Genomic DNA, 26,152 nt, shown 5'->3' with positions numbered 1-26,152 from the left:
CATCGCATGACGTCCCGGGGCGTTGGCAAGAGGGATGAGACTGGAGTCTCATTTGATAGAACGGGGGCCATGTCCGAGATCGCCGACGTCTGGTTCGACCCCTCCTGCCCCTACACCTGGATCACGTCGCGGTGGCTGCTGGAGGCCGCGAGGGTCCGGCCCGTCGAGCCGCGCTGGCACCTGCTGAGCCTGGCGGCGCTGAACGAGGGCCGGGACGACGATCCCGAGAACGACCCCGAGGGCTACCTGTGGCTGCCCGCCCGGGTCTGCGCCGCCGTCGCCGGTGAGGCCGGGCAGGCGGCGCTCGGCCGCTTCTACACCGCGTTCGGCACCCGCGTCCACGAGCGCGGGGAGATGGAGCCGCGGACGATCCCCGACGCGCTGGACGAGGCCGGCCTGCCGGAGGAGTTCGCCGCCGCGGCCCTGGAGGACCGGTACGACGACGCGGTCCGCGCCTCGACCGCCGAAGGGCTCGCGCGGGTCGGGCCGCACGTCGGCACGCCCGTCGTCGCGGTCGGCGAGCGGGCCTTCTTCGGGCCGGTGCTGTCCCGGATCCCGCGCGGCGAGGAGGCCGGGCGGCTGTGGGACGGGACGCTCCTCGTCGCCGGGACGGCCGGCTTCCACGAGCTGAAGGGGCGCCCCCGCGCCGCCCCCGACCTCTCCTAGAGCAGGTGCGCGTTCGGGCGGCGGGCGCGCCCGGCGAGCTCGGGCAGCTCGACCGCCTCGACGCCCGCGGCCGCGAGGATCTCCGCGCCCGTGCCCGCGGCGAACAGGGCCGGCTCGCGCCAGGCGAACACCACGCGGCGGGCGCCCGAGGCGACGATCAGCTCCGCGCACGTGCGGGGGCGCGACGCGCGGTGCCCGCAGGGTTCGAGCGAGCTGTAGACGGTCGCGCCGGCCAGGCCGCCGCCGGTCCGGGCGAGCGCGGCCTCCTCGGCGTGGTCGTGCGGGTCGTCCTCGCGGGAGAAGCCGCGCGCGACCTCCCGCCCGTCCGCCCCGACGATGACCGCGCCCACCGAGAACGCGGTGCGCGAGGGCGGGCACAGGGCCGCGAGGTCGCAGGCCAGGGCCAGCCAGCCGAGGTCATCCACGCGCGCCGCCGACCAGGTAGCGCAGCAGGGCGAGATCGCCGATGCGGGTGGACTCCTCCAGCCGCATGGGGCGCGCCGGGGACTGCGGGAACACCCCGGACCGCACGAAGCGCGGCGCGGACGGGTCGCCGACGAAGAACGGCGCCACCACGAGCTGCAGCTCGTCCACCGCGTCGGCGGTGAGGAACAGCGTGTGGATCCCGCCGCCGCCCTCGACCATCAGCCGCCGGACGCCCCGGGACGCGAGGTCGCCGAGCACCGCGCCCAGCGCGAGCGGGTCGCCGGCGTCCACGACCTCGGCGAGGCCGGCCAGCCGGGCCGCCAGCCCGCCCGCCGTGCCGGTCGGGGCGTACACGAGCTTCGGGGACCCACCCGTGGTGAAGAACCGCGCGCCGGGGTCCAGGTCGCCGCTCCAGGTCAGCGTCACCTTGGTGAGGTCGGGCGGCAGCCCCCGCGCGACCCGCTGCTCCCGCCGCGCCGCCGACCGGACGAGCAGCCGCGGGTCGTCGGCCCGGACGGTGCCCGCGCCGACGAGGATCGCGTCACAGCCGGCGCGCACCGCGTCGACCCGGTCCCAGTCCGCCGTGCTGGACAGCCGCAGCCGCTCCGGAGTCGCGTCGTCGATGTAGCCGTCGGCGGACATCGCGCAGCTCAGCAGCACATAGGGACGGTCGCTCACGCCGACACCCTACGGGAGCGCCGCGTCCTTGATCGCATCGCTCGCGCAGATCGTTTGAGGCGACTCGGCGTTTCTGCGCCGGATGTGTCGGAGGGGGTGCCTATGGTTGCTGCGACATGCGAATCCTGCACACCTCCGACTGGCATCTCGGCAGATCGTTCCACCGCGAGGACCTGCTGGCCGCGCAGGCGGCGTTCGTCGACCACCTGGTCGAGACCGTCGCGGCGGAGCGGGTCGAGTGCGTGCTGGTCTCCGGGGACGTCTACGACCGGGCCCTGCCCGCCGTCGACGCCGTCCGGCTGTGCAACGAGGCCCTGGAGCGGCTCGCCGCCCACACCCGGGTCGTGCTCATCGCGGGCAACCACGACTCCGCGCGCCGCCTCGGGTTCGGGTCGGCGCTGATGGACGCCGCCGGCGTGCACGTCCGCACCGACTTCGCGACCGTGGGGGAGCCCGTCGTCGTGGGCGACGCCGCGATCTACGGCGTCCCCTACCTGGAGCCCGAGCTCGTCCGCCACCCGTGGGAGCTGGACGAGCGCAGCCACGCCGCCGCGCTCACCGAGGCCATGCGCCGCGTCCGCGACGACGCCGCGCGCCACGACCGGCTCTCGGTCGTGCTCGCGCACGCGTTCGTCACCGGCGGCGAGTCCAGCGAGAGCGAGCGCGACATCTCGGTCGGCGGCTCCTCGCAGGTGTCGGCGTCGGTGTTCGACGGCGTCGACTACGCCGCGCTCGGCCACCTGCACGGCGCCTGGCGCATCGGCGACCGCGTCCGCTACTCGGGCTCGCCGCTCGCGTACTCCTTCTCCGAGGAGAGGCACGTCAAGGGCTCGTGGCTGATCGACCTGCGCGCCGACGGCGTCGCGGCGGAGTTCGTCGAGGCCCCCGTCCCGCGGCGCCTGGCCCGGGTCCGCGGCCGCATCGACGACCTGCTCGCCGACCCGTCGTTCGACGAGGTCGAGGACCGCTGGCTCCAGATCACGCTCACCGACGCGCGCCGCCCGTCCGCCGCGATGGAGCGGCTGCGCCGCCGCTTCCCGCACACGCTCGTCCTCGGCTTCGAGCCCGAGGGCGGCGGCGCGGACGGCGGCCGCACCTGGTCCGAGCGCGTCCGCGAGCGCTCCGACCTCGACATCGCGGGCGACTTCGTCGCCGAGGTCACCGACGGGCCGGCCACCGGCGCCGAACGCGCCCTGCTCCACGAGGCCTTCGAGGCCTTCCGCCGGAAGGAGGCCATGGCGTGAGGCTGCACCGGCTGGAGATCGCGGCGTTCGGGCCCTTCTCGGGGACGGAGGTCATCGACTTCGACGCGCTGTCCGACGCCGGGCTGTTCCTCATCCAGGGCCGGACGGGCGCGGGCAAGACGAGCATCCTCGACGCGGTGTGCTTCGCGCTCTACGGGCAGGTGCCCGGCGTCCGCAAGGCGGTGAAGGGGCTGCGCAGCGACCACGCGCCGCCCGGCGCCGGGCCGCGCGTGGTGCTGGAGACGACCATCCGGGGCCGCCGGCTTCGCGTCACGCGCTCGCCCGCCTGGGAGCGGCCGAAGCTGCGCGGGTCCGGGACGACGACCGAGCACGCCAAGGTCGTCCTCGAGGAGTTCGAGCACGGCGCGTGGGTCGGGCTCAGCACCCGGCTGGACGAGGCGGGCGACCTCGTGTCGCAGATGCTCGGGATGGACGCGACCCAGTTCTGCCAGGTGGCGATGCTGCCGCAGGGGGAGTTCGCCGGGTTCCTGCGCGCCGGCGTCGACGACCGGCGCAAGGTGCTGGAGCGGCTGTTCGCCGCCGAGGTGTTCGCGCAGGTCGAGAAGTGGCTCGCCGAGCGGCGCGCCGCGACCGGCCGGGAGGCCGCCGAGCTCGGGGCGCGGGCGGTCTCGATCGCCGACCGGATCTGCGAGACGACCGGCGCCGCCCCGCCGCGCGCTCCTCGCCCGGCCGTCCCGGCGCCGCGTCGCGGGGAGCCGGCCGTGGAGCCGTTCGCCGAGGTGGAGGCGCTGCCCGCGTGGGCCGCGGAGCTGGCGGGCGGTCAGGAGGACGTCCGCGCCGTCGTCGAGGAGCTGCGCGCGGGCGTGGCGGCGGCGCTGGACGCGGCCCGCGAGGAACTGCAGGACGCGCGGGCGCTCGCCGACCGGCGGCGCCGCCACGCCGAGGCGCTCGCCAGGCGCGACGCGCTGGCCGAGCGCGCGGAGGAGAAGTCGGGGCTGGCCTCGCGGCTGGACGCCGCCGCCCGCGCCGACCGGGTCGTCCCGCTGGTCAGGGATGTCCAGGCCCGGTACGGGGAGGCGAGCCGCGCCCGCCGCTGGGCCGAGGAGACCCGGGCCCGGGCCGCCGCGCTGCTGCCGCCGAAGGCGCCGCAGGACGTCCTCGCCAAGGCCGAGCGCGACCGCCGCGACGAGGTCGCGGCGCTGGAGGGCCGCAGGGCCGCCGCCGCCCGGCTCCGGCGGGTCGGCCGCGAGCGGGAGGCGCTGGCCGCGGAACTGCTGCGGCTGGAGCCGGAGGACGCGCGGATCCGCGCCGCGCTCGCCGACCTTCCCGCGCTCGTGGAGGGGCGCCGCGCCGAGCTGGACGAGGCCAGGATCGCCGCCGCCGGACGCTCCGGCGCCGCGGCCGCCGTCCGCGACGCCGGGCGCCGCCTCGACGCGGCGCAGCGCCGCGACCAGGTGGAGCAACGGCTCGCCGAGGCGGAGGCCGGGTACCGGACGGCGGTCGACACGGCCCAGGACGCCCGGCAGCACGTCCTCGACCTCCGGCAGGCGCGGCTGGACGGCATGGCCGCCGTCCTCGCCGAGGAGCTCGCGGACGGCGAGCCCTGCCGGGTCTGCGGCTCCACCGAGCACCCGGCCCCGGTGGCCTCGCTCGCGCTGATCCCGACCGAGGAGCAGGTGGAGGGGGCGCAGGCCGAGGCCGACGAGGCCCAGGACGTCCGGGAGCGGGCCGGGACCGCGGCCGGGGAGCTGCGCACCGAGCGCGACAAGCTGCTGGAGATCGCCGGGGAGGCCGACGCGGACGCCCTCGCCGCCGAGCTCGCCGAGGCGGAGACGGCGCTGGCGGCCGCGGAGGCCCGCGCGGCGGAGGCCGAACGGCTGGAGGCCGCGCTCCACCGGCACGAGCAGGAGCTCGACCAGGTCCGCTCCGCGCAGGAGGAGACCGGCCGCGCCCTCACCGAGAACCGCACCCACGACCGGGAACTGGCCGCCGAGCAGACCCGCCTGTCCGCCGAGCTGGACGAGGCGCGCGGCGGCGACCCGACGCTGGAGGCCCGCATCGCCAGGCTCGCCGGGGAGGCCGACGCGCTCGCCGCGGCGGTCGAGGCGGCCCGCGCGTACGGGCGCGCCGACGAGGAGCTGGCCGCCGCCCGCGCCAAGGCCGCGCAGGAGGCCGAGGAGCAGGGGTTCCGGACGCCGGAGGAGGTCCTCGAAGCCGCGCTGCCGGACGAGGACCAGGGCGTCCTGCGCGACCGGATCCGCAGGCTCGACGACGAGGAGGCCGAGGTCCGCGCCCTGCTCGGCGACCCGGAGCTGGTCGCGGCCGCCGCCGCGCCCGCGCCCGACCTGCCCGCCCTGGAGGCGGCGGTGGCCGCGGCGGACGCGGCGCACACCGGGGCCGCGAACGCCGCCGACCGCGCGCGGCACCGCTGCGAGCGCCTCGCCGAGCTGCGCATGGACCTCGCCGCCGCCGTCGGCGCGTGGCGACCCGCCGCCGGGCGGCACGAGGTCGCCGAGCGCGTGGCCGGGCTCGCCTCGGGCAAGCACGCCGCGAACCGGCACGCCATGTCGCTGTCGGCGTACGTGCTGGCCGCCCGCCTCGAACAGGTCGTCGCCGCCGCGAACGAGCGGCTGCACCGCATGTCCGGGGGCCGCTACGCCCTCGTCCACACCACCGACAAGGCGGCGGGCGACCGCACCAAGGGCGCCGGGGGCCTCGGCCTGCGCGTCGCCGACTCCTGGACGGGCCTGATGCGCGACCCGGTCACCCTGTCGGGCGGCGAGTCGTTCATCACCTCGCTGGCGCTGGCCCTCGGCCTCGCCGACGTCGTCACCGCCGAGGCGGGCGGCACCGAGATCGGCACGCTGTTCGTCGACGAGGGATTCGGTACCCTCGACGAGGAGACCCTCGACGAGGTCATGGACGTCCTGGACGGCCTGCGCGACGGCGGCCGGGCGGTCGGCATCGTCAGCCACGTCGCCGAGCTGCGCGCCCGCATCCCCGCCCAGCTCCGCGTCACCAAGGACCGCGCGGGCTCCACCGCCGCGGTCGTCGTCTGACGCGGCCGAAGGCGCCGGGGCGCCGGTCAGCCGGAGATGTACTGCAGGATCACGTTGTGCACGTGGTGGCTCTTGTCGGCGCCCCGGAACTCGACCTCGTAGGTGTGCGTGCCGACGTTGATCGCGATGGAGCCCGTGGAGAAGTAGGACCCGGCCCACGACTTGTTGCTGACCACGCTCACCGAGGTGACCCTGGAGTAGGGCACGCTGGTGATCGCGTACTTCTTGCCGGCGAAACTGCGGTCCTGGATGATCACCCTGCGGTCGGTGAGCCCGATGAACCCGGTGCCGGCGCCGACCGCGTCGTAGACGGCGATGATCTGCTCGCCGGGCAGCAGCCCGCTCTCGATCTGCTTGAGCTGGCCCGACCTGTCGTGCTGGACCCCGTCGCCCATGGCTCCTCCGGTGCTCGCGGCGTTCGTCCCGTTCCGTAGGGAGTGTCTCAGCCGCCGGGCGCGGACCGGGCGGCTTCCAGGAAGCCGACGCACCGGCCGAGCAGATCGACCAGCGTCCGCCGTTCGGCGTCGGTGAACTCGGCGGCGAGCCCGCGCTCGACCTTGACCGCGCGGGCGTCGGCGCTCTCCAGGACGGCCGCGCCCTCGGCGGTGAGCCGGGTCTCCAGGATGTTGCGGTGCCACTGGTGCGGGGTGCGCTCGATCAGCCCGCGCTCCTGGAGGTTCTTCAGGACGGTGTTCATCGTCGGCGGGGTGACCGCGCACGCCCGGGCCAGTGCGGCGGCCGACATGCCCGGGTTGTCGTCGAGGTGGAGCAGGGCCGAGTACTGCGGGACCGTGAGCCCGCTCGGCTTCAGTGCCGCCTGCTTGGCGCCGTTGAGCGCCTGCTCGGCGCGCTTGAGGTGCGAGCCGAGCCGCTCGGGGACGGGCAACGAGGTCATCTCCGCATGGTATCGAGCCTTTGAAGAGAAGACCGTTGACGAGTATTAGGGTTCTAACTATCGTATGTGTGCGTACTAATGATGTAACTCGAACGGAGATGTCATGTCGCGCATCCAGCGCACCACCACGGCGGCCGTGGCGGGACTCGCCGCCGCCGCTCTCGCCGTCTCCGCCGCGCCCGCGTCCACGGCGGCCGGCCCGCCCGCCGGCGCCGCAGCGGCCCCGGCGGCCGCGTCACGGATCTCCACGGCCTACGTCCTGCCGGGCGACCGCGTGTACCCCGAGGGCATCGCCGCGGACCCGCGCACGGGCACGATGTACGCCGGGTCCTTCGAGGACGGCACGGTCTACCGCATGCGTCCGGGCCACCGCACGGCCGAGGTGTTCCTGCCCGCGGGCGCCGACGGCCGCCACACCGCCAACGGGCTGAAGACCGACCGGGCCGGACGGCTGTGGGTGATCGACTCCTCGTCCGGCGTCGCGGTCTACGACGTCCGGAGCCGCGCCCTGCTGGCGCGGTTCGTCGTCCCCGGCGACGGCGCCCGGTTCGTCAACGACCTCGCCGTCGCACCCGACGGCGGCGTCTACCTGACCGACAGCTCCCGCGCCGTCGTCTACCGGGTCACGCCGCGCGACCTGGACGCGGCCCGGGGCGGGATCGGCACGCTGTCGCCCCGGTTCGACCTGGGCGACGTCCTCGAACCGCACAAGCCAGGCGATTTCACCCTGAACGGGATCGTCGCCGACCCCACGGGACGGTTCCTGCTGACCGACGACATGCTCGGCGGCGACCTCTACCGGCTGGACCTCGCCACCGGCGGCATCCGCAAGGTCGCTCTGAGCGGCGGCGACATGCACAACGCGGACGGCCTCGAACTCCAGGACGGGCGCCTCTGGACGGCCGACAACGTCGACAACGCCCTCACCCGCTGGCGTGTCGCGCCCGACGGGACGCGGGCCCGCCTGGAGCGCACGCTGGCGGACCCGTCCCTCCAGGTCCCGACGACGCTCGTCCGCCGCCACGGGACGCTCTACGTGGTCCGCTCGCAGTTCGACAAGGGCGGTCCGCTCGGCGACGGCACTCCGGAGATCCCCTTCACCGTCGCCGCCGTCCGGGGCCTCTGACCGCCGAACCCGGCCCCTGCCGTCACAGGTTCGTGAGCAGGACGGCGGGGTTCTCCACGCAGTCGGCCACGAACCGCAGGAACCCGCCCGCCGCGCCGCCGTCGCAGACCCGGTGGTCGAACGTCAGGGAGAGCTGGGTCATTTTGCGCGGCACGACCGCGCCGTCCACCACCCAGGGGCGGTCGATGATCCGTCCGACGCCGACCAGCGCCGCCTCGGGATGGTTGATGATCGGGGTGGAGCCGTCCACGCCGAACACGCCGTAGTTGTTGAGGGTGAACGTGCCGCCCGTCAGCGCCTCGGGCGGCAGCCCGCCCGAGCGCGCGAGCCCGGTGAGCCTTGCCAGCTCCGCGGCGATCTGCGCGGTCGTCATCAGGTGCGCGTCCCGCACGACCGGCACGACGAGGCCACGGTCGGTCTGCGCGGCGAAACCGAGGTTGACGTGCCCGTACCGGACGATCTCCTGCCGGTCGGCGTCGACCGAGGAGTTCAGCTCGGGGAACTCCCGCAGGGCGGCCACGCAGATGCGGGCCAGCAGGGCCAGCAGCCCGATGCCGAGTTCGGGGCGGGACCTCCGCAGCGCGTCCCTGGCCTCGACCAGGGCGGTCGCGTCGGCGTCCACCCAGGTCGTCGCGTCCGGGATCTCGGTGCGGCTGCGGGTGAGCTTGTCGGCCACCGCCCGGCGGATCCCGCGCAGCGGGATCCGCTCGGGCATCGGACGGGCCGGCGCCGGCGTCGCGGCGACCGGGGGGCCGGCCGTCTCGGCGGCCGTGCCCGCTGAGGCGACGGCCTGTTCGACGTCCCGCCGCAGGATCACGCCGCGCGGCCCGGTGGGGGTGACGGCGGCGAGGTCGAGGCCGTGCTCGCGCGCGATCCTGCGGACGAGCGGGGAGATCACGCGGGGGGCTTCCGCGCGGCGGGGCGCCGGAGCGGGGGCCACCGGAGCGGGGGCCACCGGAGCGGGGGCCGCCGCCGGGGCCTTCGGGCCGCCGGCGCGGCGGCGTCCGCGCCGGCCCGGCCCGTGCCCGGTGCCGTAGCCGATCAGGACGTTGCCGGATCCGGCCTGCTCCTCCTCGCGGTAGCGGGCCACCTCCGGATGCACGTCCGCGACGGGCGCGGGTCCGGTCGCGGCGCCGGCGGGGCCGACCTCGATGAGCGGCTCGCCGACCGCGAGGATCGCGCCCGCCTCCGCGTGCAGCCTCAGGACGGTCCCCGCGTAGGGGACGGGGACCTCCACCGCCGCCTTGGCGGTCTCGACCTCCACCACGACCTGGTCGACCTCGACGGTGTCGCCCGCGGCGACCTTCCATTCGACGATCTCGGCCTCGGTCAGGCCCTCGCCGAGGTCGGGCAGGCGGAACACCTGCCGGGTGGCGGCGGTCACGACGCCTCCCTGTCCAGGTGCAGGACGTCGGGGGCGTCGTCGAACTGGAGCCGGTCGACGGCGTCCAGGACGCGGTCGGCGTCCGGCAGGTGCGCGTGCTCCAGCTTCGGCGGCGGGTAGGGGATGTCGAACCCGGAGACCCGCAGCACCGGCGCGGCCAGCGAGTGGAAGCAGCGCTCCTGCACGCGGGCCGCGATCTCCGCCCCCACGCCCGCGAAGCCCTGGGCCTCCTGAACGACCACGCACCGGCCCGTCTTGCGCACCGAGGCGGCGACGGTGCCGTCGTCGAACGGGACGATGGTGCGCAGGTCCACCACCTCCAGGTCGCGTCCCTCCCGCGCGGCGGCCTCGGCGGCCTCCAGCGCCACCGGGACGCTCGGCCCGTAGGCGACCAGCGTCGCGTCCCGCCCCTCGCGGCGCACCACGGCCCGCCCGAACCCGGCGGCGCGCCGGTTCTCGCGGGTGACGTCGCCCTTGGCCCAGTACAGCCGCTTCGGCTCCATGAAGATGACCGGGTCGGGGTCGGTGACGGCGTCGCGCAGCAGCCAGTACGCGTCGTCGGCGGTGGCGGGCGTGACGACCTTCAGCCCCGGTGTGTGGGCGTAGTAGGCCTCGCTGGAGTCGCAGTGGTGCTCGACGCCGCCGATCCCTCCCGCGTAGGGGATGCGGATCACCATCGGCAGCGACACGCGGCCGCGGGTGCGGTTGCGGAACTTGGCCACGTGCGAGGCGATCTGCTCGAAGGCCGGGTAGGCGAAGGCGTCGAACTGCATCTCCACCACGGGGCGGAAGCCGCCCATCGCCATGCCCACGGCCAGGCCGACGATCCCCGCCTCGGCCAGCGGGGTGTCGAAGCAGCGGTCCTCACCGAAGTCCCGGGTCAACCCGTCGGTGATGCGGAAGACCCCGCCGAGGGGTCCCACGTCCTCGCCGAAGACCAGCACCCGCTCGTCCTCGGCCAGCGCGTCCCGGAGCGCGGCGTTCAGCGCCTGCGCCATCGTCGTCGCGGGCATGTCAGTCCTCCCCGGGGAGCATTTCGGACGCCAGCAGGGCGCGCTGCTCGCGCAGCTGCGGCGTGGGTTCGGCGAAGACGTGGTCGAACAGCTCGAACGGGTCGGTCTCCGGGTCGGCGGCCATCCGGTCGCGCAGGCGGGCCGCGTACTCCTCGGCGGCCTCCTGCGCCGACGCGACGTCCTCCTCCGAGAGCAGTCCCCGCCCCCGCAGATGGGTCTCCAGCCGCGCGAGGGGGTCGGCCGCCTCCCACCGCGCGACCTCCTCGTCCTCGCGGTACCGGGAGGCGTCGTCGGCGTTGGTGTGGGAGTCCATGCGGTAGGTGTGCGCCTCGACCAGGAACGGGCCGTTCCCGGAGCGGGCGTGCTCGGTGGCGGCGGTCAGGACCGACAGCACCGCGACGAGGTCATTGCCGTCGACCTGCTCGGACCGGATGCCGTAGCCGATCCCCTTGTAGGCCAGCGCGGGCGCGGCGGTCTGCTTGGCCAGCGGCACCGAGATCGCGTACTTGTTGTTCTGGACGAAGAAGACCACGGGCGCGCGCAGGACCCCGGCGTAGTTGAGCGCCTCGTGGAAGTCGCCCTCGCTGGTCCCGCCGTCGCCGACGAACGCCATCACCACGCCGTCCTCGCCCTTGCGGCGCATCGCGTCGGCCATGCCCACGGCGTGGATCGTCTGGGTGGCCAGCGGCGTGCACTGGGGCGCGACGCGCGTGGCCGCCGGGTCGTAGCCGCAGTGCCAGCCGCCGCGCAGGAGCGTGAGCACCTCGACGGGGTCCATGCCGCGGGCGACCAGCGCCACCGAGTCGCGGTAGGTCGGGAACAGCCAGTCGTCCTCGCGCAGCGCGAGCACCCCGGCGATCTGGCAGGCCTCCTGCCCGCGGCTGGACGGGTAGACCGCCAGCCGGCCCTGCTTGGTCAGCGCGGTGGCCTGCCGGTCGAACCGGCGGCCCAGCACCATCCGGCGGTAGGCCTCGACCAGCGTCCCGTCCTCCGGAGCACGGTATCCGGCCGGGCGTCCGGCGTCCGTCCCGTCCTCGGCGACGAAGCGCACCGGGACGGCGGAGGGGAGAAGGCCCTCGACCTCCTGATGAGGTGTCCGCATGGACATGGCGCCGCTCCCTTCCCGTGGACGGTTGTCGGTTCGATCGTCCGCTCGGACGACGATCTGCTCAAGACATGGGGCACAATGAGCGACAAATGGCTCGTTCAGTGGCTTTGGGGGCACTAAATGTCATCCGATGCGGGCACTGAGGGCGTCCGGCCCGGACGTTCTGCCGCACGGCTGGACGCCGTGGACCGCGCGATCATCGTTGAGCTGCTGCGCGACGGCCGGCTCTCGGTACGGGCGCTGGCCGAGCGCGTGCACGTCTCGCGCGCCAACGCCTACGCGCGGCTCACCCGCCTGATGGACGAGGGCGTCATCACCGGCTTCACCGCCGAGCTCGCCCCGCACAAGGCCGGCCTCGGCACCAGCGCGTACGTCTCGGTCACGATCGAGCAGAACTCCTGGCGCTCGGTCTCCGCCCGGCTCCAGGACACCCCCTACGTCGAGCACTTCGCGATGGTCGGCGGCGACTACGACGTCCTGGCCCTGGTCAGGGCTCCGGACAACGAGGCGCTCCGGCACGTGGTGCTGGAGCGCATCCAGGACATCCCCGGCGTCCGGGCGACCCGCACCTGGCTGGTCTTCGACGAGGCGCGGGGCAGGGGAGCGCAGTGGGAGACCTGGGACGACTGAGGCTCCGGTGGGCCCGTGAGCAGGCGTTCCGCCCTTCTTGCACGCTCGCGCGGCCTGTGTCACTCTGAATACAGACCGCTCGGTCAGTAAATAGGCCGAGTCCAGCCGGGTCCCCAGCGGGAGGAGCCCATGACGACGCCGCAGGCCGCGCCCCAGCCGGCGCCCGCCGAGCAGTTCGAGGCGACGATCGCGCGCAACGACCGGATCGAGCCGCGCGACTGGATGCCCGAGGCCTACCGCAGGACGCTGGTCCGGCAGATCGCCCAGCACGCGCACTCGGAGATCATCGGGATGCAGCCGGAGGGCAACTGGATCACCCGCGCGCCCTCGCTGCGCCGCAGGTCGATCCTGCTGGCCAAGGTCCAGGACGAGGCCGGGCACGGCCTGTACCTGTACTCGGCCTGCGAGACCCTCGGCGTGTCCCGCGCCGAGCTGACCGAGATGCTCCTCACCGGCCGGCAGAAGTACTCCTCGATCTTCAACTACCCCACGCTCTCCTACGCCGACGTCGGCACGATCGGATGGCTGGTGGACGGCGCGGCGATCTGCAACCAGGTCCCGCTGTGCCGGACGTCCTACGGCCCCTACGGCCGCGCGATGATCCGCATCTGCAAGGAGGAGTCGTTCCACCAGCGGCAGGGCTACGAGCTGCTGATGACGATGATGCGCGGCACCGCCGAGCAGCGCCGGATGGTGCAGGAGTCGGTGGACCGGTTCTGGTGGCCCTCGCTGATGATGTTCGGCCCGCCCGACGCGAACTCGCCGAACTCCGAGCGGTCCCTGGCGTGGGGCATCAAACGCAACGGCAACGACGAGCTGCGCCAGCGCTTCGTCGACATGACCGTCCCGCAGGCCGAGGCCCTCGGCGTCACGCTCCCGGACCCGGACCTGCGCTGGAACGAGGAACGCCAGGCCCACGACTTCGGCGAGCCGGACTGGTCGGAGCTCTCGGCCGTCATCAGGGGCGAGGGCCCCTGCAACGCCCAGCGGCTGGCGCATCGCCGCCGGGCCCACGAGGACGGCGCCTGGGTCCGCGAGGCCGCGACCGCCTTCGCGCGCGGGCAGGCGGCCCGAAGTGAGGAAGCCGGGAGCAACGAAGCAGGACGCGAGGAAGGAGCCGGGGCATGAGCGAATGGCCGCTCTACGAGGTGTTCGTGCGCGGCAAGCGCGGCCTCAACCACGTGCACGTCGGGTCGCTGCACGCTCCCGACGACGAGATGGCCGTCCGGCACGCGCGCGACGTGTACACGCGCCGCAACGAGGGCGTCAGCATCTGGGTGGTGCGTTCGGACGCGATCACCGCCTCCAGCCCGGACGAGAAGGACCCGCTGTTCGCCCCCAGCGGCGACAAGGTCTACCGGCACCCGACGTTCTACGAGATCCCCGAGAACGTCCCCCACATGTGAAGGCCGCCATGGAAAGTCAGCACGGCTCGGTGTACGACGGGCTCCTGGACGGCGACAGCTCCCAGTGGGCGTTCGGCACCGACTTCGAGGACCCGCTGGCCGGCGTCGACACGACCGTCCCCGACGGCGTCGACCCGCACGCGCTCGCGACGTACTGCCTGATGCTCGCCGACGACGCCCTCGTCCTGTCGCACCGGCTGTCCGAGTGGTGCAGCAACGCGCCCGACCTCGAAGAGGACATCGCCCTCGCCAACATCGCGCTGGACCTGCTCGGCCAGGCGCGGCTGCTGCTCGCCCGCGCCGCCACCGCCGACCCTTCGGTCGTCCCGGCGCTGCCGGAGGGCTCGCCGGTCCCGGCCGAGGACGCGCTGGCGTTCTTCCGGGACGCGGACGCCTACCGCAACGTGCGTCTCGCCGAACTGCCGAACGGCGACTTCGGGCACACCATGGCCCGCGTCCTCGTGTTCGCGACCGCCCGGCTGGCCCTGTTCGAGCGGCTCACCGGCAGCCGCGACGCCGTCCTCGCCGCCGTCGCGGCCAAGGGGGCCAAGGAACTGGCCTACCACCGCGACTTCGCGGGCCGGTGGTTCCTCACCCTCGCCCAGGGCACCGAGGAGTCGCGGCGCCGCGTCCTCGCCGGGCTCGACGAGGTGTGGCGCCACCACGACGAGCTGTTCCGCACCCACCCGGTGGAGCGGGCGCTCGCCGAGGCGGGCGTCGCCGTGGACCCGGCCTCCACCGCCGCCGACGCCGGCGCCGTCCTCGCGCAGGTCTTCACCGCGAGCGGCGTCGAGCGGCCCGACGTGCCGCAGGCCGGCCTGCTCGGCGGGCGCGCCGGACGCGACGGCGTCCACACCGAGGCGCTGAGCCTGATGCTGGCCGAGATGCAGGTCGTCGCCCGCGCCCACCCGCTGGGAAGGTGGTGACCGCCGTGCCCGGCACCGTGCACGACAGCACCGCCCGCGCCGTCGCCGCGTCCGTCCGGGACCCGGAGATGCCGATGCTGACCCTGGAGGACCTCGGCGTGCTGCGCCGCGTCGAGGAGCACGGCTCCGCCGTCACCGTGGCGATCACCCCGACGTACTCGGGCTGCCCCGCGCTCGCCACGATGCGCGACGACCTGGTGCACCGGCTCACCGACGCCGGATACGCCGACGTGCGCGTCGAGATCGAGCTGTCCCCGCCCTGGTCCAGCGACTGGATCAGCGAGCGGGGCCGGGCGGCCCTCGCCGCCGCCGGGATCTCGCCGCCCGGCCCGGCGTCGGCGCCCTCCGGGCCCGTCGCGCTCACCCTGGCGCCCACCCGCCGGAGGCTGCGCTGCCCGCGCTGCGGGTCGCCGTCGGTCGAGCTGACCTCGGAGTTCGGCTCCACCTCCTGCAAGGCGCTGTACCGCTGCACCGGCTGCCTTGAACCGTTCGAGCACGTGAAGGAGATCTAGCGGTGGCGCCTGCGACGTTCCACCCACTGAGGGTCGCCGCGGTCGACCGGCTGACCGACGACTCCGCGGCGGTGACGTTCGACGTCCCGCCCGAACTCGCCGGCGACTACGCGTTCGCTGCCGGCCAGAGCCTCACGCTGCGCAGGGTGATCGACGGGCGGGAGCACCGCCGGTCCTACTCGATCTGCGCGCCCGCGGGCGCCCGGCCCCGGATCGGCGTCCGCGAGATCCCCGAAGGCATGTTCTCCTCCTGGCTCGTGCGGGAGGTCCGCCCGGGCACCGAGATCGACGTCCAGGTCCCGTCCGGCAGCCTGCGGGCCGACCCCGCCGAGCCCGGCCGGCACCTGCTGATCGCGGCGGGCTCCGGCATCACTCCGATGATCTCGATCGCCGCCACCGTGCTCGCCCACCCGGACACCCACGTGCGGCTGCTGTACGGCAACCGCACGAGCGGGACGGTGATGTTCGCCGAGGAGCTCGGCGACCTGAAGAACCGCTACGGCCCGCGGTTCCAGCTCGTCCACGTGCTGAGCCGTGAGCCCCGCGACGTCGAACTGTTCTCCGGCCGCCTCGACGCCGACCGCCTGCGCCGCCTGATCAGCGCCGTGACGCCCGTCGACGACGTCGACCACGTCTGGCTGTGCGGCCCGCTGACCATGGTCACCGGCGCCCGCGACGTCCTCGCCGAATTCGGCGTCCCCCGCGAGAAGGTGCACGTCGAGCTGTTCTACGTCGACGAGCCGCCCCCCGAGGTGCGCCGTGACGGCCCGACCGTCACCGGCGAGACCAGCGAGGTCACCGTCGTCCTGGACGGCCGGTCGAGCACCGCGCCGATGCCGCGCGACCAGCGCGTCCTGGACGCCGCCCAGGCCACCCGCGCCGACCTGCCGTTCGCCTGCAAGGGCGGCGTCTGCGGCACCTGCCGCGCCCGGGTCACCGAGGGCGAGGTCGACATGGTCCGCAACTACGCCCTGGAACCCGCCGAGATCGCCGCCGGGTTCGTGCTCACCTGCCAGTCCCACCCGGTCAGCGCCGCCGTCACCGTCGACTTCGACGCCTGAGCCGCCCCGGCTCAGGACGGCCGCGCCGCCAGACCGTCGAACGCGATCGCGGTGATGGCGTCCGACAGGGCGTCCGCGCTCACCTCGCCGCCCGGCCGGTACCACTCGACCAGCGAGTTGACCATCCCGAACAGCAGCCGGCTCACCAGCTCCGGCGGCACGTCGCCGCGCACCGCCCCCTCCGCGGCCGCCGCCCGCACCAGCTCCGCCAGCTTCGCGTCGATCCACCGCCGCCGCTGGAGCGCCGCCAGCTCCACCTCGCTGTTGCCGCGCACCCGCAGCAGCAGCGTCACCGCCGGCTGGTGGGCCACCAGCACCCGCACGCTCTCCCGCACCACCGACCGCAGCCGCTCGTACGCGCTGCCCCCCGACTCGTCCTGCGCCTCGCGGATCACCGCCGTCAACTCGTCGAGCGCCTCGTCGAGCGCCAGCGCGAGCAGATACGTCTTGCCCGGCACGTGATGGTAGATCGCCGACTTGCTGAACCCGAGCTCCTCCGCGAGGTCACCCATACTGGACCCCTCGTAGCCCTTCCGATTGAAAAGCTCGATGGCCCGGCGCAACACGGTCGCCTGGTCATAACCGGGACGGCCTCTTTTCATTTGCTTTTTTCTCCTCCTTCGGGCCTGGCGGCCCTCCATCGTCGATAAAAGCGGGCGATCGCTGGCATCGCTTCGGCTCGCCTTGCGGCTCGCTGCGCGATCAGATTCTTGCTTCGCTTGAATCTGCCTTCGGACGCGATCGCGGCTGTTTGGGTTGTCGCGGGGTTGCGGTGCGGCTGAGGTTGTCGGGGTCGTGGGTTTCGGTGGGTGTGGTGGGGTCGGTTGGTGTGGTGGAGTCGGTTGGTGGGGTACGGCTGTGTTTATTGCAGTGCCCCCCTTCGGGCCTGGCGGCCCTCGGTCGTCGGGGGGCGCGGCGGTCGCTGGGATCGCTTCGGCTCGCCTGGCGGCTCGCTCGCGATCAGATTCTCGCAAGCTCGAATCTGGCTTCGGACGCGATCGCGGCTGTTGGGGTGGCGCGGGTGGGGTGGGCCGCTTGCCTGGGGCTTCTTGTGGTCGGTTGACGGGTTGGTGGTGTTGAGGGGTTTTCATGTAGCACGTTTGTGTTTATGGTCGTGGTGTCGGGGGTGCATCAGCTGTCCGGATACGCTCCCGAACCGGAGGCCCGCTGTGGCGCTCTCCTTCCTCGATCTGCGGCACACCGTCGCGAAACCGGGCTACAACCGCTGGCTGATCCCGCCTGCCGCGCTCGCCGTGCACCTCTGCATCGGGCAGGCGTACGCCACCAGCGTCTACAAGACCGCACTCGTCGCGCATTTCGACGTCGGCCTCACCGCGGTCGGCGTCGTCTTCTCCATCGCGATCGTGATGCTCGGCGCGTCCGCGGCGGTCATGGGCACGTGGGTCGACCGCGTCGGGCCGCGCCGGGCGATGTTCACCGCCGCCTGCTTCTGGGCGTCGGGCTTCCTGGTCGCGGCGCTCGGCATCGCCGCCGGGCAGCTCTGGCTGGTCTACCTCGGCTACGGCGTCATCGGCGGCATCGGCCTCGGCATCGGCTACATCTCGCCGGTCTCCACCCTGATCAGATGGTTCCCCGACCGGCCGGGCCTGGCGACGGGCATGGCCATCATGGGCTTCGGCGGGGGCGCGCTGGTCGCCTCGCCGCTGTCGCGCCGGCTGCTGTCGCTGTACGACCCGGGCGGCGACCCCGCGTCCGGCGCCGCCGTCGCCCTGCTGTTCGTCACGCTGGGCCTCGCCTACTTCGTGGTGATGATGTTCGGAGTGTTCACCGTGCGGGTCCCGGCGCCGGGATGGCGGCCCGCAGGGGCCGCCCCCGCGGCGGAACGTTCCCGGGCGCCCGCCGCGCCGCGCGGTGTCTCGGCGGCGTCCGCAATCAGGACGCCGCAGTTCTGGCTGCTCTGGACGGTGCTGTTCTGCAACGTCACCGCCGGAATCGGGATCCTGGAGCAGGCGGGTCCGATGATCGGCGACTTCTTCCGCTCCGGCGGCTCGACCTCGGTGTCGGCGACCGAGGCGGCCGGGTTCGTCGGGCTCCTGTCGATGTTCAACATGGCCGGGCGGTTCGTCTGGTCCTCGACCTCGGACTACATCGGCCGCAAGCCCGCCTACGTGGGTTATCTCGGCGTCGGCATGGCCGCCTACGTCCTGCTCGCGCTCTTCGGGGACGCCTCGACGGCTTTCTTCGTCGCCCTCGCCGCACTGATCATCTCCTTCTACGGCGGCGGGTTCGCCACCGTCCCGGCCTACCTGCGCGACCTGTTCGGCACCTACCAGGTCGGCGCGATCCACGGACGGCTGCTGACCGCCTGGTCGGCGGCGGGCATCGCCGGGCCGCTGATCGTGAACCGGTTCCTGGACGCCCGCGGCGAGCCGGGCGCGCTCGTGGCCGCCGACTACCGGCCCGCGCTGTTCACCATGGTCGGGGTCCTCGCGATCGGGTTCGCCGCGAACCTGCTCATCCGCCCGGTGGCGGAGCGGCACCACGTGGCGGACGCCGAGCCCCGCGTGTCCGACGCCAGCCCGGCCGCCTGACCCGACAGCGAAGGAGGAGCACCATGGCCCCAACGCCGGGCCCCGTCCCCGACGAGAGCCGGTCCGCAGACCTCGACAGGGCCGTGCCGCGCCTCGTCGTCTCCTGGTCCGTCGTCGGCATCCCGCTGATCTACGGCGTGGTGGAGACGGTCAGGGCGATCCTGCCCCTCTTCGGCGGCTGACCTCCGGCCGCCGGAGGACCCGCACGAGCGCCTGCAGTGCCGCCCCGAAGGCGTGGTCCGGGGGTGTCGCGTAGCCGACCACCAGGCCGTCCTCGCGCGGGAGGCGGGCGGCGGGGTGGCGGAACGCCGACAGGGCGTCGACCGCCACTCCGGCACGCGTCGCGGCGTGCACGGTGGCGGGCTCGGTGCCGGACGGCAGGCGCAGGACGGCGTGCAGGCCGGCGGCGATCCCGGTCGCGTGGACGTGGGGCGCGTGCTCGGCCAGGGCGGTGACGAAGCGGTCGCGGCGGTCGCGGTAGCGCTGGCGCATGCGGCGGACGTGGCGGTCGTAGGAGCCCGAGTCCAGGAAGTCGGCCAGAGTCAGCTGGTCGAGCACGCCCGCCCACGCTTCGCGCTCGCCCTTGGCCGTGAGGACGTCGTCCATCAGGCGGTCGGGCAGGACCATCCAGCCGAGCCGGATGGCGGGGGACAGGCTCTTGCTGACGGACCCGACGTACAGGACCCGATCGGGGGCCAGGCCCTGCACCGCCCCTACCGGCTGGCGGTCGTAGCGGAACTCCCCGTCGTAGTCGTCTTCGAGGATGAGCCCCTCTGACGAGGCCGCCCACTCGGCGACCGCCGTGCGCCTGCGCGAATGGAGCGGCCCGCCTGTGGGGAACTGGTGCGCGGGCGTCAGCAGTACCGTGCGCTCGGCTTCGGAGAGCTCGTCGATCCGCGCGCCGTCTTCGTCGACGGTGAGCGGACGGGTGAGCGTACCGGCCTGTTTCAGCAGAGCCCGGTGGAAGGGCAGCCCGTATCCCTCGACCGCCAGCGGGCCGTGCAGCACCCCGCCGCCGAACAGCAGGCGCAGGGCGTGCGCGAAGCCGGAGCAGACCACGATGTGGTCGGCGTCGGTCCGCACGCCGCGCGTGCGGGCCAGGTAAGCGGCGAGCGCGCGGCGCAGTTCGGGGCGGCCGCGCGGGTCGCCGGGGCCGAAGGCCTCGTTCGGCGCCGCCGTGACCGCCCGGCGCGCCGACGCCAGCCAGGCGGCGCGGGGGAAGGACGCGGCGTCCGGCTGGCCCTGCCGCAGGTCGTGCAGCGGTTCGGGCGGACGGTCCGCGCCGGGCCGCGGCGTGGGGCGTGCCGGGGGCGGCTGCGCGCCGAGCGCCACCCGCGTCCCGGAGCCCTGGCGGGCGGTCAGCCAGCCCTCGGCGACGAGTTCGGCGTAGGCGTCGGCGACGGTGTTGCGGGCCAGGCCCAGGTCGGCGGCCAGCGAACGGTAGGGCGGGAGCCGGGTGCCGGGGGCCAGCCGCCCGGAGCGGACCGCCGCGCGCAGCGCGCGGGTCAGGGCCGCCCGGCGCCCGCCGCCCGGCAGCTCCAGGTGGAGGTCGGCTCCGAGCCCCTCAGCAAGATTGACCCAGTTTTCCGTCATGAGATTGCACCCTATCGCCGGTCTTCTTCCCTCCTAGATTGTGGTGCAGAGCCTGATCGACCTGCTGTTTCGGAGGAAATGATGAACGACTTGCGCGCTGCCGTCCGCGGCCGGGTCCTGCTGCCCGGCGACGCCGGATTCGACGCGGCCCGGCGCCCCTGGAACCTGGCCGTGGAGCAGCCGGTCGAGGCCGTGGTCGAGGCCGCCGACGCCGCCGACGTCGCCGCGCTCGTCCGGTACGCCCGTTCCGCCGGTGTGGCCATCGCCACGCAGCCCAACGGGCACGGCGCCACGGGCCGCACCGGGGGCGCGATCCTGCTGCGCACCCGGCGGCTGGACGGCCTGGAGATCGACCCCGCGGCCCGCCGCGCCCGGATCGGCGCGGGCGTCGCCTCGGGACGGCTCCAGGCGGCGGCCGCGCCGCACGGCCTGACCGGGCTGCCCGGGAGCTCTCCCGTGGTCAGCGTCGCCGGGGTCGCCCTCGGCGGCGGGCTGAGCTGGTTCGGCCGCGCCCACGGCTGGGTCGCCGACAGCGTCACCGCCTTCGAGATCGTCGACGCCGAGGGCCGCCGCCGGCGCGTCGCCGCGGACGCCGATCCCGACCTGTTCTGGGCACTGCGCGGCGGGGGCGGCGACATCGCCGTCGTGACGTCCCTCGACCTGGCGCTGCATCCGGCGCCGCACCTGTACGGCGGCCGGATGCTGTGGCCGGCCGTGCACGCGCCCGAGGTGATGGACGCCTACCGGCAGATCACCGCCGCCGCCCCGGACGAGCTGACGGTCTGGCTGGACCTGCTGCACTTCCCCGGAGCCGACCCGATGGTCGCCGTGGACGTCACCTACCTCGGCCCGGCGGCCGAGGCACGCGACCTGCTGCGCCCCCTGGACCGGCTCGCCCGGCCGCTGTCGGACGGCAGGGCGGTCATGCCGGTCTCCGAGTTGGGCGCCATCACGGCCGAACCCACCGACCCCGGCGCCGGCCGCTCGCGTGCCGAACTGCTCACGGAACTGGACGACGGCGCGGTCAAGGCGCTGCTGGCCGACCCCATCGCCCCCTTGCTGAGCGTGCAGATCCGGCATCTGGAAGGCGCGTTCACCCGTCCCTCCGACAGCCCGCACGGCCCGCTCACCGAGCCCTACGCGCTCTACATGTTCGGCATCCCGACCGACCCGGAGACCGCCGATGCGGTAAAGGGCAAACAGGCCACGCTCGCCGACGCGCTTCCCATCAGCGGCCGCAAGCCCTTCACGTTCCTCAACCCCGAGGAGACCGCCGCGAACGCTTTCACCCCCGACGCGCTGGCCCGCCTCCGCCGTATCAAGGCCCACAACGACCCGCACAACACCATCCGCAGCAACTTCCCCGCCAATCCGTGAAGACCATCACCAGAACCCCCCGCGCCGACCTCAGCCCGCACAGCAACCCCGTGACGACCTGGGGGACGCGATCGCGTCCGAAGGCAGATTCGAGCGAAGCAAGAATCTGATCGCGAAGCGAGCCGCAAGGCGAGCCGGAGCGATGCCGGCGATCGCCCGCGGTGCCCGACGATGGAGGGCCGCCAGGCCCGAAGGAGGAGGGCGCCGCAATAAACACAGCAGGGCCTTCAGGCCCGAAGGAGGAGAAAAAGCAATAAGTTCGCCAAGACAGGGTTCGAATTGCAGAAGCCTCGTGTCCGTGCTGGTCTGCTGCCTTTATACCGGACATGGGGGCGGTGCCTTGCCCGGACGCGGCCATGGCCGGCGCGGCTTCGATGACCTGGCCTGTTCCCCGGCGGCCTAGTATGAACTCGGGACCGTCATTCGTCACTGAACGAGGGGGAAGGCAATTCATGGCGCAGCAGGTCAAGGTTCGCCTGGTCGACGACATCAGCGGCGGGGAGGCGGTGGAAACCGTGTCGTTCTCGCTCGACGGTAAGGCCTATGAGATCGACCTGAACAAGAAGAACGCCTCCAAACTGCGCAAGGTCATCGAGCCTTACCGGGAGCACGGCCGCAAGGCGCGCCGTGTCGCGGTGAGGAGCGCCGCGCGCACGGCGGGCAGCCGCGAGCGCAGCGCCGAGATCCGCCGATGGGCGAGGTCGGCGGGAATCCCCGTCAACGACCGCGGGCGCATTCCCGCCGATGTGATCCAGAAGTTCGAGGCCGCGCACTGACCCGGCGCTCAGGGAGGCGCCGGGGGTGCCGGGTCAGACCAGGTCGGTGGAAGCCAGGCAGATGCCCAGTTCCAGGCGGCTGCGGGCCCCGAGTTGCTCCATCACGTCGTGCACCTGGCGCTGGACGGTGCGCGACGAGATCTTCAGAGCGTTGGCGGCCGCCTGGTCGGTCATGCCCACGGCCAGCTTGCGCAGGATGTTGAGCTGGAGTTCGCTCATCGGCCGCGCCGGGACGGGGGCGATGGGGAACGCCTGCTCCCAGTGGCTCTCGAAGAAGGCGACCAGCCGGTCGATCTCGGCGGGCTGGACGACCCCGGGAGCGAGGTAGGGACCGTTGCGCCTGACCAGGGCGGTCCGGCGGTCCACCACCAGGAGGAAGGCCGGCAGGGTGCCGCCGAGCCGGATCTCGGACGGCCCGGGCCCGGAGGCCGCCTGGAGGCGGCAGGAGCGGGAGACGACGATGCGGGAGCGGGGGCCGGCCGTGGTGCGGCGGCGCAGGTAGGCGTTGCGCAGCGAGGCCGGCCACGCCGGGACGAGCGAGAGGATCTCGTGCCGGGCAGTCGCGAGCAGACGTATGACCTGCTTTTGATCATGTACCGAAAGGTGCATGCGTACCCTCGTTCGATCGGTGTGCGTATCACCAACTTCGGCATTGCCAGTGGGCGGGGGGTGCAATGCGCTTCGACGGTATAACCGCGGCCCTTACCGGACGCTAACCGGCGCGGTGGAGTATTTCTCGTTATTGTCTACCTGTTTGCTGGGAAACCCTTCCCGTCAGGTCGTCCGCCTCGGCTCGCACGACCCCGGCGGCGTCGTGGTCGCCCGCCGCTGCGTAGGCGTCGCCCAGCCGGCGCAGCGTCCGGGCGAGGAACGGGAGCCAGCCGCGGGTGCGCCAGACGTCCACGGACTCCTCCAGGCAGCCGACGGCTGCGGCGGTGTCGCCCGCGGCCAGGTTCAGCTCGCCGAGGATGGCGAGGGCCTCGGCGAGGTGGTGCCCGAAGTTGCCCGCCCGGCTGTAGGCGAGCGCGAGGTCCGCGGTGGCCCTGGCCCGCGCGTCCCCGATCGCGGTGAACAGCTTCGCGAGGTAGATGAGGGAGAACGTCTCGAGGTACCGGTCGTCCAGCTCGCGGGCCATCGTGATCGACCTGTTGAGCATGTCCTGCCCGGTGCCGAGATCGCCCGCGAAGGCGTGGCCCACCCCGAGGAACTGGACGACCGTGGCCTTGAGCCGGGGATTGCCGAGCCGCTCGGCGATCTCCAGGGCGCGCTCCAGGCAGGGCACGGCCCGCAGCGGGTCCTCCTCGCCGTGCGCCACCGCCTGGACCTGGAGGGCCCGCGCCTGCCCGCCCAGGTAGCCGCACGGCTCGGCGAGCCGCAGGGCTCGCGTCGCCGTGGCCAGGGCCTCCTCCTTGGCGCCCTGGGCCACCAGGCCCCAGCTGATCTGGATGAGGGCGTCCGCCATCCCCCGCTCGTCGCCCAGCTCGGTGAACAGCCGCAGCAGCCGTTCCGCCGTCTCCCGCATCACCACCATCGCGGGCTTGGTCCGGCCCTCCGAGGTCCAGGTGATGACCTCCAGGAGGCCCCGCAGCAGGACGGCCTCGCCCCGCTTGTTCCGCGCCGCCCGGCAGAGCCGCAGCGCCCGCTCGTTGGTGTGCCGCCAGTCGTCGTAGGCCCCTCTGATGTCGCAGAACTTCTCCAGGGAGGCGGCGAGGTCCCAGGCCAGCTCGTCGAGTTTGAGGTCGCACGCCTGCCGGGCGGCGGCCGTCAGCGCGGGCAGCTCGGCGGCGAACCACTGCAGCGGGTCGGCGAGCAGGCGCGCGGCGGTGGCGGGGGAGAGGGGCCAGCGCGCCGCGGTGCCGTGCATGGAGGCGTAGGCGGGGCCGGGGATGCGCTCGGCGGCGTTCTCGGCGAGCCACAGCCAGGCCCCGAGCGCCCGGGCGAGGGCGGCGGTGCGCTGGCGGGGGGCGTCCTCCGCCTCCGCGCACTCGCGCGCGTACAGCCGGATCAGCTCGTGCATGCGGTGCCGTAACCCGCCGGTGGCGTCGGTGCCGGTCACGTTCACGAGCTGGGCGTCGATCAGCCTCTCCAGGTGCGGCCGGGCCTCGTTCAGCGGGACGCCGAGGAGCGCGGCGACCGTCCACAGGGTGAAGTCCGGCGCGTCCAGCAGCCCGATCATCCTGAACGCCCGCCGGGTCGCGGGCGGCAGCGGCCGGTAGCTCATCCGGAAGCTCGCCCGGACCGCCAGGTCGCCGACCGACAGCTCGTCCAGCCGCCCGCGCTCGTCGCGCAGCACCTCGGCGAGGTGGGCCAGGGTCCAGTTCGGGCGGCCGGCCAGCCGCCCCGCGGCGATCCGGACGGCCAGCGGGATGTGCCCGCACAGCCGCACGATCTCCACCGCGCCCTCGGGCTCGGCCGCGACGCGGCGCGGGCCGATGACGCGGGTGAGCAGGTCGACGGCCTGCGGCGGCGACAGGACCTCCAGGTCCAGCAGCGTCGCGCCCTCCAGCCCCGTGAGGCGGTTGCGGCTGGTGACGAGCACGGCCGTGCCGGGCGAGCCCGGTAGCAGGGGCCGCACCTGCTCCTCGTTCAGGGCGCCGTCGAGGACGACGAGCACCCTGCGCCCGGCGACGCGGCTGCGGAACAGGGCCGCGCGCTCCGCCGGCGCCGGCGGGACGCCCGAGCCGCTCACCCCGAGCGCGCGCAGGAACCGGTCGAGGACTTCCGAGGGCTTGGGCCTGGCGTCGGCGTCGCCGTTCAGGTTCGCGTAGAGCTGGCCGTCGGGGAACGTGTCGGTCAGCAGGTGCGCCACGTGCACGGCGAGGGCCGTCTTGCCGATGCCGCCCATGCCCGCGATCGTGGTGACCGCCACCGTCCGCGCCCGCCCGTCCGCCGGGCTCGTCAGGCTTTCGGCGATGAGCGCCGCCTCGTCGAGGCGGCCGGTGAAGTCGGGGATGCCCGGCGGCAGCTGCGCCGGGACCGGGACGGCGGCGCGGGCGCCGGCGGCCGGCTCCGGCGCGGCGGCGAACGGCCGGTCGCGGTCGAGGACGCGCAGGTAGGCGTCCTGGACCTGGCTGCTCGGCTCGACGCCGAGCTCGTCGGCGAGCCGTTCGCCGAGCCGCCGGTAGACGTTCAGCGCCTCGGCGGGCTGCCCGCCGGCGGCGAGCAGGTCGATGAGCGCCGCGTGCAGCGGCTCGTCGAAGGGCAGGTCCCCGGCCAGGGCGCGGACGGCGGCGATCGCGGGCTCGGGGTCGTCGACGCGCTGGGCCGCGGTCGCCAGGTCCATCACCGCCTCGCGCACGCGCTGCTCGACCGAGCGCAGCAGGACGTCGGCGCGGTCCAGGTACTCCATCCCGGTGAGGACGGGCCCGCGCCGCAGCCGCAGGGCGGACACGAGCACGGCGGCGCGCGGCTCCGGCTCCTCCACCGCGCGGGCCCGTTCGATCAGCGCCCGGAAGCGGTGCAGGTCCAGGTCGCCGCCGGGGACGGCCAGGCGGTAGCCGTCCTCGTAGTCGATCGACGGCCCGCCGTCGCCCAGCTGCCTGAGCCACTTGCGCAGCCGGGAGATCCCGACGTGCACCGACTCCCGGCTCGTCATCTCGGCGCGGTCGGCCCACACCAGCCGCGTGAGCCTCTCGGTCCGCAGCGGCTCGCCCTGGGCCAGCAGCAGCGCGCCGAGCAGCCCCTGCAGGACGTGGGACCTCGGCGGCGACACCTCGGTCCCCCCGGCGCGCACCGAGAGCCGGCCCAGCACCCGGAAGG

At 74.1% G+C, this 26,152-nt stretch carries 25 protein-coding genes; 14 read left to right on the top strand and 11 right to left on the bottom strand.

What is annotated here, in order from left to right; translation table 11 throughout:
* Nucleotides 1-69: 69 nt before the first annotated feature.
* On the top strand, nucleotides 70-666 hold the full coding sequence (locus tag BJ999_RS28590) for a mycothiol-dependent nitroreductase Rv2466c family protein (protein WP_179836134.1): 597 nt from the start codon (nucleotides 70-72) through the stop codon (nucleotides 664-666).
* On the opposite strand, the gene BJ999_RS28585 is transcribed toward BJ999_RS28590, so the two are convergent.
* Together BJ999_RS28585 and BJ999_RS28580 are read right to left on the bottom strand one after the other, a co-directional pair.
* Entirely contained in the window at nucleotides 663-1,091 is a 429-nt protein-coding gene (locus BJ999_RS28585) for a cytidine/deoxycytidylate deaminase family protein (RefSeq protein ID WP_179836133.1), read from the bottom strand. The genes BJ999_RS28590 and BJ999_RS28585 overlap by 4 nt on opposite strands.
* On the bottom strand, nucleotides 1,084-1,770 hold the full coding sequence (locus tag BJ999_RS28580) for a RibD family protein (RefSeq protein ID WP_179836132.1): 687 nt from the start codon (nucleotides 1,768-1,770) through the stop codon (nucleotides 1,084-1,086). The genes BJ999_RS28585 and BJ999_RS28580 overlap by 8 nt, the downstream gene beginning before the upstream one ends.
* Nucleotides 1,771-1,886: 116 nt before the next feature.
* Here BJ999_RS28580 and BJ999_RS28575 point away from each other — a divergent pair, with 116 nt between their 5' ends.
* Nucleotides 1,887-3,014, top strand: a complete 1,128-nt coding sequence (locus BJ999_RS28575; protein WP_179836131.1) for an exonuclease SbcCD subunit D — start codon at nucleotides 1,887-1,889, stop codon at nucleotides 3,012-3,014.
* The gene (locus tag BJ999_RS28570) at nucleotides 3,011-6,034 is read left to right on the top strand and encodes an AAA family ATPase (RefSeq protein WP_179836130.1); all 3,024 of its coding nucleotides are present in this window, start codon (nucleotides 3,011-3,013) and stop codon (nucleotides 6,032-6,034) included. Before BJ999_RS28575 ends, BJ999_RS28570 begins: the two co-directional genes overlap by 4 nt.
* Nucleotides 6,035-6,060: 26 nt before the next feature.
* On the opposite strand, the gene BJ999_RS28565 is transcribed toward BJ999_RS28570, so the two are convergent.
* Nucleotides 6,061-6,429, bottom strand: coding sequence for a PH domain-containing protein (locus BJ999_RS28565; RefSeq protein ID WP_179836129.1), 369 nt, complete (start codon nucleotides 6,427-6,429; stop codon nucleotides 6,061-6,063).
* Nucleotides 6,430-6,476: 47 nt separating this feature from the next.
* Nucleotides 6,477-6,929 (bottom strand): MarR family winged helix-turn-helix transcriptional regulator, encoded by a 453-nt coding sequence (locus BJ999_RS28560; RefSeq protein WP_179836128.1) that lies wholly within the window; start codon nucleotides 6,927-6,929, stop codon nucleotides 6,477-6,479.
* A 103-nt stretch (nucleotides 6,930-7,032) separates the two neighbouring features.
* On the opposite strand from BJ999_RS28560, the gene BJ999_RS28555 reads away from it, so the two are divergent.
* The gene (locus tag BJ999_RS28555; protein WP_179836127.1) at nucleotides 7,033-8,055 is read left to right on the top strand and encodes an SMP-30/gluconolactonase/LRE family protein; all 1,023 of its coding nucleotides are present in this window, start codon (nucleotides 7,033-7,035) and stop codon (nucleotides 8,053-8,055) included.
* Nucleotides 8,056-8,077: 22 nt separating this feature from the next.
* Here BJ999_RS28555 and BJ999_RS28550 read toward each other — a convergent pair whose 3' ends face one another.
* From BJ999_RS28550 to pdhA, 3 genes are read right to left on the bottom strand one after another with little or no spacing between them, the layout of a single operon-like run.
* Nucleotides 8,078-9,439 (bottom strand): dihydrolipoamide acetyltransferase family protein, encoded by a 1,362-nt coding sequence (locus tag BJ999_RS28550; protein ID WP_179836126.1) that lies wholly within the window; start codon nucleotides 9,437-9,439, stop codon nucleotides 8,078-8,080.
* Entirely contained in the window at nucleotides 9,436-10,452 is a 1,017-nt protein-coding gene (locus BJ999_RS28545; RefSeq protein ID WP_179836125.1) for an alpha-ketoacid dehydrogenase subunit beta, read from the bottom strand. The genes BJ999_RS28550 and BJ999_RS28545 overlap by 4 nt, the downstream gene beginning before the upstream one ends.
* Nucleotide 10,453: 1 nt before the next feature.
* Nucleotides 10,454-11,560, bottom strand: a complete 1,107-nt coding sequence (gene pdhA / locus BJ999_RS28540) for a pyruvate dehydrogenase (acetyl-transferring) E1 component subunit alpha (protein WP_179836124.1) — start codon at nucleotides 11,558-11,560, stop codon at nucleotides 10,454-10,456.
* 120 nt (nucleotides 11,561-11,680) lie between these two features.
* On the opposite strand from pdhA, the gene BJ999_RS28535 reads away from it, so the two are divergent.
* From BJ999_RS28535 to paaE, 6 genes are all read left to right on the top strand, one after another.
* Nucleotides 11,681-12,190, top strand: a complete 510-nt coding sequence (locus BJ999_RS28535) for an Lrp/AsnC family transcriptional regulator (protein ID WP_179836123.1) — start codon at nucleotides 11,681-11,683, stop codon at nucleotides 12,188-12,190.
* 129 nt (nucleotides 12,191-12,319) lie between these two features.
* Entirely contained in the window at nucleotides 12,320-13,318 is a 999-nt protein-coding gene (gene paaA / locus BJ999_RS28530) for a 1,2-phenylacetyl-CoA epoxidase subunit PaaA (protein WP_179836122.1), read from the top strand.
* A complete protein-coding gene (gene paaB / locus BJ999_RS28525; protein ID WP_089315753.1) occupies nucleotides 13,315-13,596 on the top strand; it encodes a 1,2-phenylacetyl-CoA epoxidase subunit PaaB in 282 nt (93 codons plus the stop codon). Before paaA ends, paaB begins: the two co-directional genes overlap by 4 nt.
* A gap of 8 nt (nucleotides 13,597-13,604) precedes the next feature.
* Nucleotides 13,605-14,522, top strand: a complete 918-nt coding sequence (gene paaC, locus BJ999_RS28520; protein ID WP_179836121.1) for a 1,2-phenylacetyl-CoA epoxidase subunit PaaC — start codon at nucleotides 13,605-13,607, stop codon at nucleotides 14,520-14,522.
* Nucleotides 14,523-14,527: 5 nt separating this feature from the next.
* A complete protein-coding gene (paaD, locus tag BJ999_RS28515) occupies nucleotides 14,528-15,034 on the top strand; it encodes a 1,2-phenylacetyl-CoA epoxidase subunit PaaD (protein ID WP_229810588.1) in 507 nt (168 codons plus the stop codon).
* 2 nt (nucleotides 15,035-15,036) lie between these two features.
* The gene (paaE, locus tag BJ999_RS28510; protein ID WP_179836120.1) at nucleotides 15,037-16,095 is read left to right on the top strand and encodes a 1,2-phenylacetyl-CoA epoxidase subunit PaaE; all 1,059 of its coding nucleotides are present in this window, start codon (nucleotides 15,037-15,039) and stop codon (nucleotides 16,093-16,095) included.
* Between the two features lie 11 nt (nucleotides 16,096-16,106).
* On the opposite strand, the gene BJ999_RS28505 is transcribed toward paaE, so the two are convergent.
* On the bottom strand, nucleotides 16,107-16,697 hold the full coding sequence (locus BJ999_RS28505; protein WP_229810589.1) for a TetR/AcrR family transcriptional regulator: 591 nt from the start codon (nucleotides 16,695-16,697) through the stop codon (nucleotides 16,107-16,109).
* Between the two features lie 567 nt (nucleotides 16,698-17,264).
* Here BJ999_RS28505 and BJ999_RS28500 point away from each other — a divergent pair.
* Together BJ999_RS28500 and BJ999_RS28495 are read left to right on the top strand one after the other, a co-directional pair.
* Nucleotides 17,265-18,647, top strand: coding sequence for an OFA family MFS transporter (locus tag BJ999_RS28500; protein ID WP_179836118.1), 1,383 nt, complete (start codon nucleotides 17,265-17,267; stop codon nucleotides 18,645-18,647).
* 23 nt (nucleotides 18,648-18,670) lie between these two features.
* Complete coding sequence (locus BJ999_RS28495) at nucleotides 18,671-18,829, top strand: MFS transporter small subunit (RefSeq protein ID WP_179831327.1); 159 nt, start codon at nucleotides 18,671-18,673, stop codon at nucleotides 18,827-18,829.
* On the opposite strand, the gene pdxR is transcribed toward BJ999_RS28495, so the two are convergent.
* Nucleotides 18,798-20,240, bottom strand: coding sequence for a MocR-like pyridoxine biosynthesis transcription factor PdxR (gene pdxR / locus BJ999_RS28490; protein WP_179836117.1), 1,443 nt, complete (start codon nucleotides 20,238-20,240; stop codon nucleotides 18,798-18,800). The two genes, BJ999_RS28495 and pdxR, sit on opposite strands and share 32 nt — an antisense overlap.
* An 81-nt stretch (nucleotides 20,241-20,321) precedes the next feature.
* Between pdxR and BJ999_RS28485 the strand changes: the two genes are divergently transcribed.
* Together BJ999_RS28485 and BJ999_RS28480 are read left to right on the top strand one after the other, a co-directional pair.
* Nucleotides 20,322-21,617 (top strand): FAD-binding oxidoreductase, encoded by a 1,296-nt coding sequence (locus BJ999_RS28485; RefSeq protein WP_179836116.1) that lies wholly within the window; start codon nucleotides 20,322-20,324, stop codon nucleotides 21,615-21,617.
* Between the two features lie 452 nt (nucleotides 21,618-22,069).
* Complete coding sequence (locus BJ999_RS28480; RefSeq protein ID WP_179836115.1) at nucleotides 22,070-22,393, top strand: histone-like nucleoid-structuring protein Lsr2; 324 nt, start codon at nucleotides 22,070-22,072, stop codon at nucleotides 22,391-22,393.
* Nucleotides 22,394-22,426: 33 nt separating this feature from the next.
* Here the strand turns inward: BJ999_RS28480 and BJ999_RS28475 are convergent, their stop codons facing one another.
* Nucleotides 22,427-23,002: a helix-turn-helix transcriptional regulator gene (locus BJ999_RS28475; RefSeq protein ID WP_179836114.1), complete on the bottom strand. Its 576-nt coding sequence runs from the start codon at nucleotides 23,000-23,002 to the stop codon at nucleotides 22,427-22,429.
* Nucleotides 23,003-23,132: 130 nt separating this feature from the next.
* The gene (locus tag BJ999_RS43195) at nucleotides 23,133-26,105 is read right to left on the bottom strand and encodes an ATP-binding protein (protein WP_268247853.1); all 2,973 of its coding nucleotides are present in this window, start codon (nucleotides 26,103-26,105) and stop codon (nucleotides 23,133-23,135) included.
* Between the last annotated feature and the right edge of the window lie 47 nt (nucleotides 26,106-26,152).

Source organism: Actinomadura citrea (assembly GCF_013409045.1).
Lineage (GTDB): Bacteria > Actinomycetota > Actinomycetes > Streptosporangiales > Streptosporangiaceae > Spirillospora > Spirillospora citrea.
This window is presented reverse-complemented; position numbering and strand designations above follow the sequence as displayed.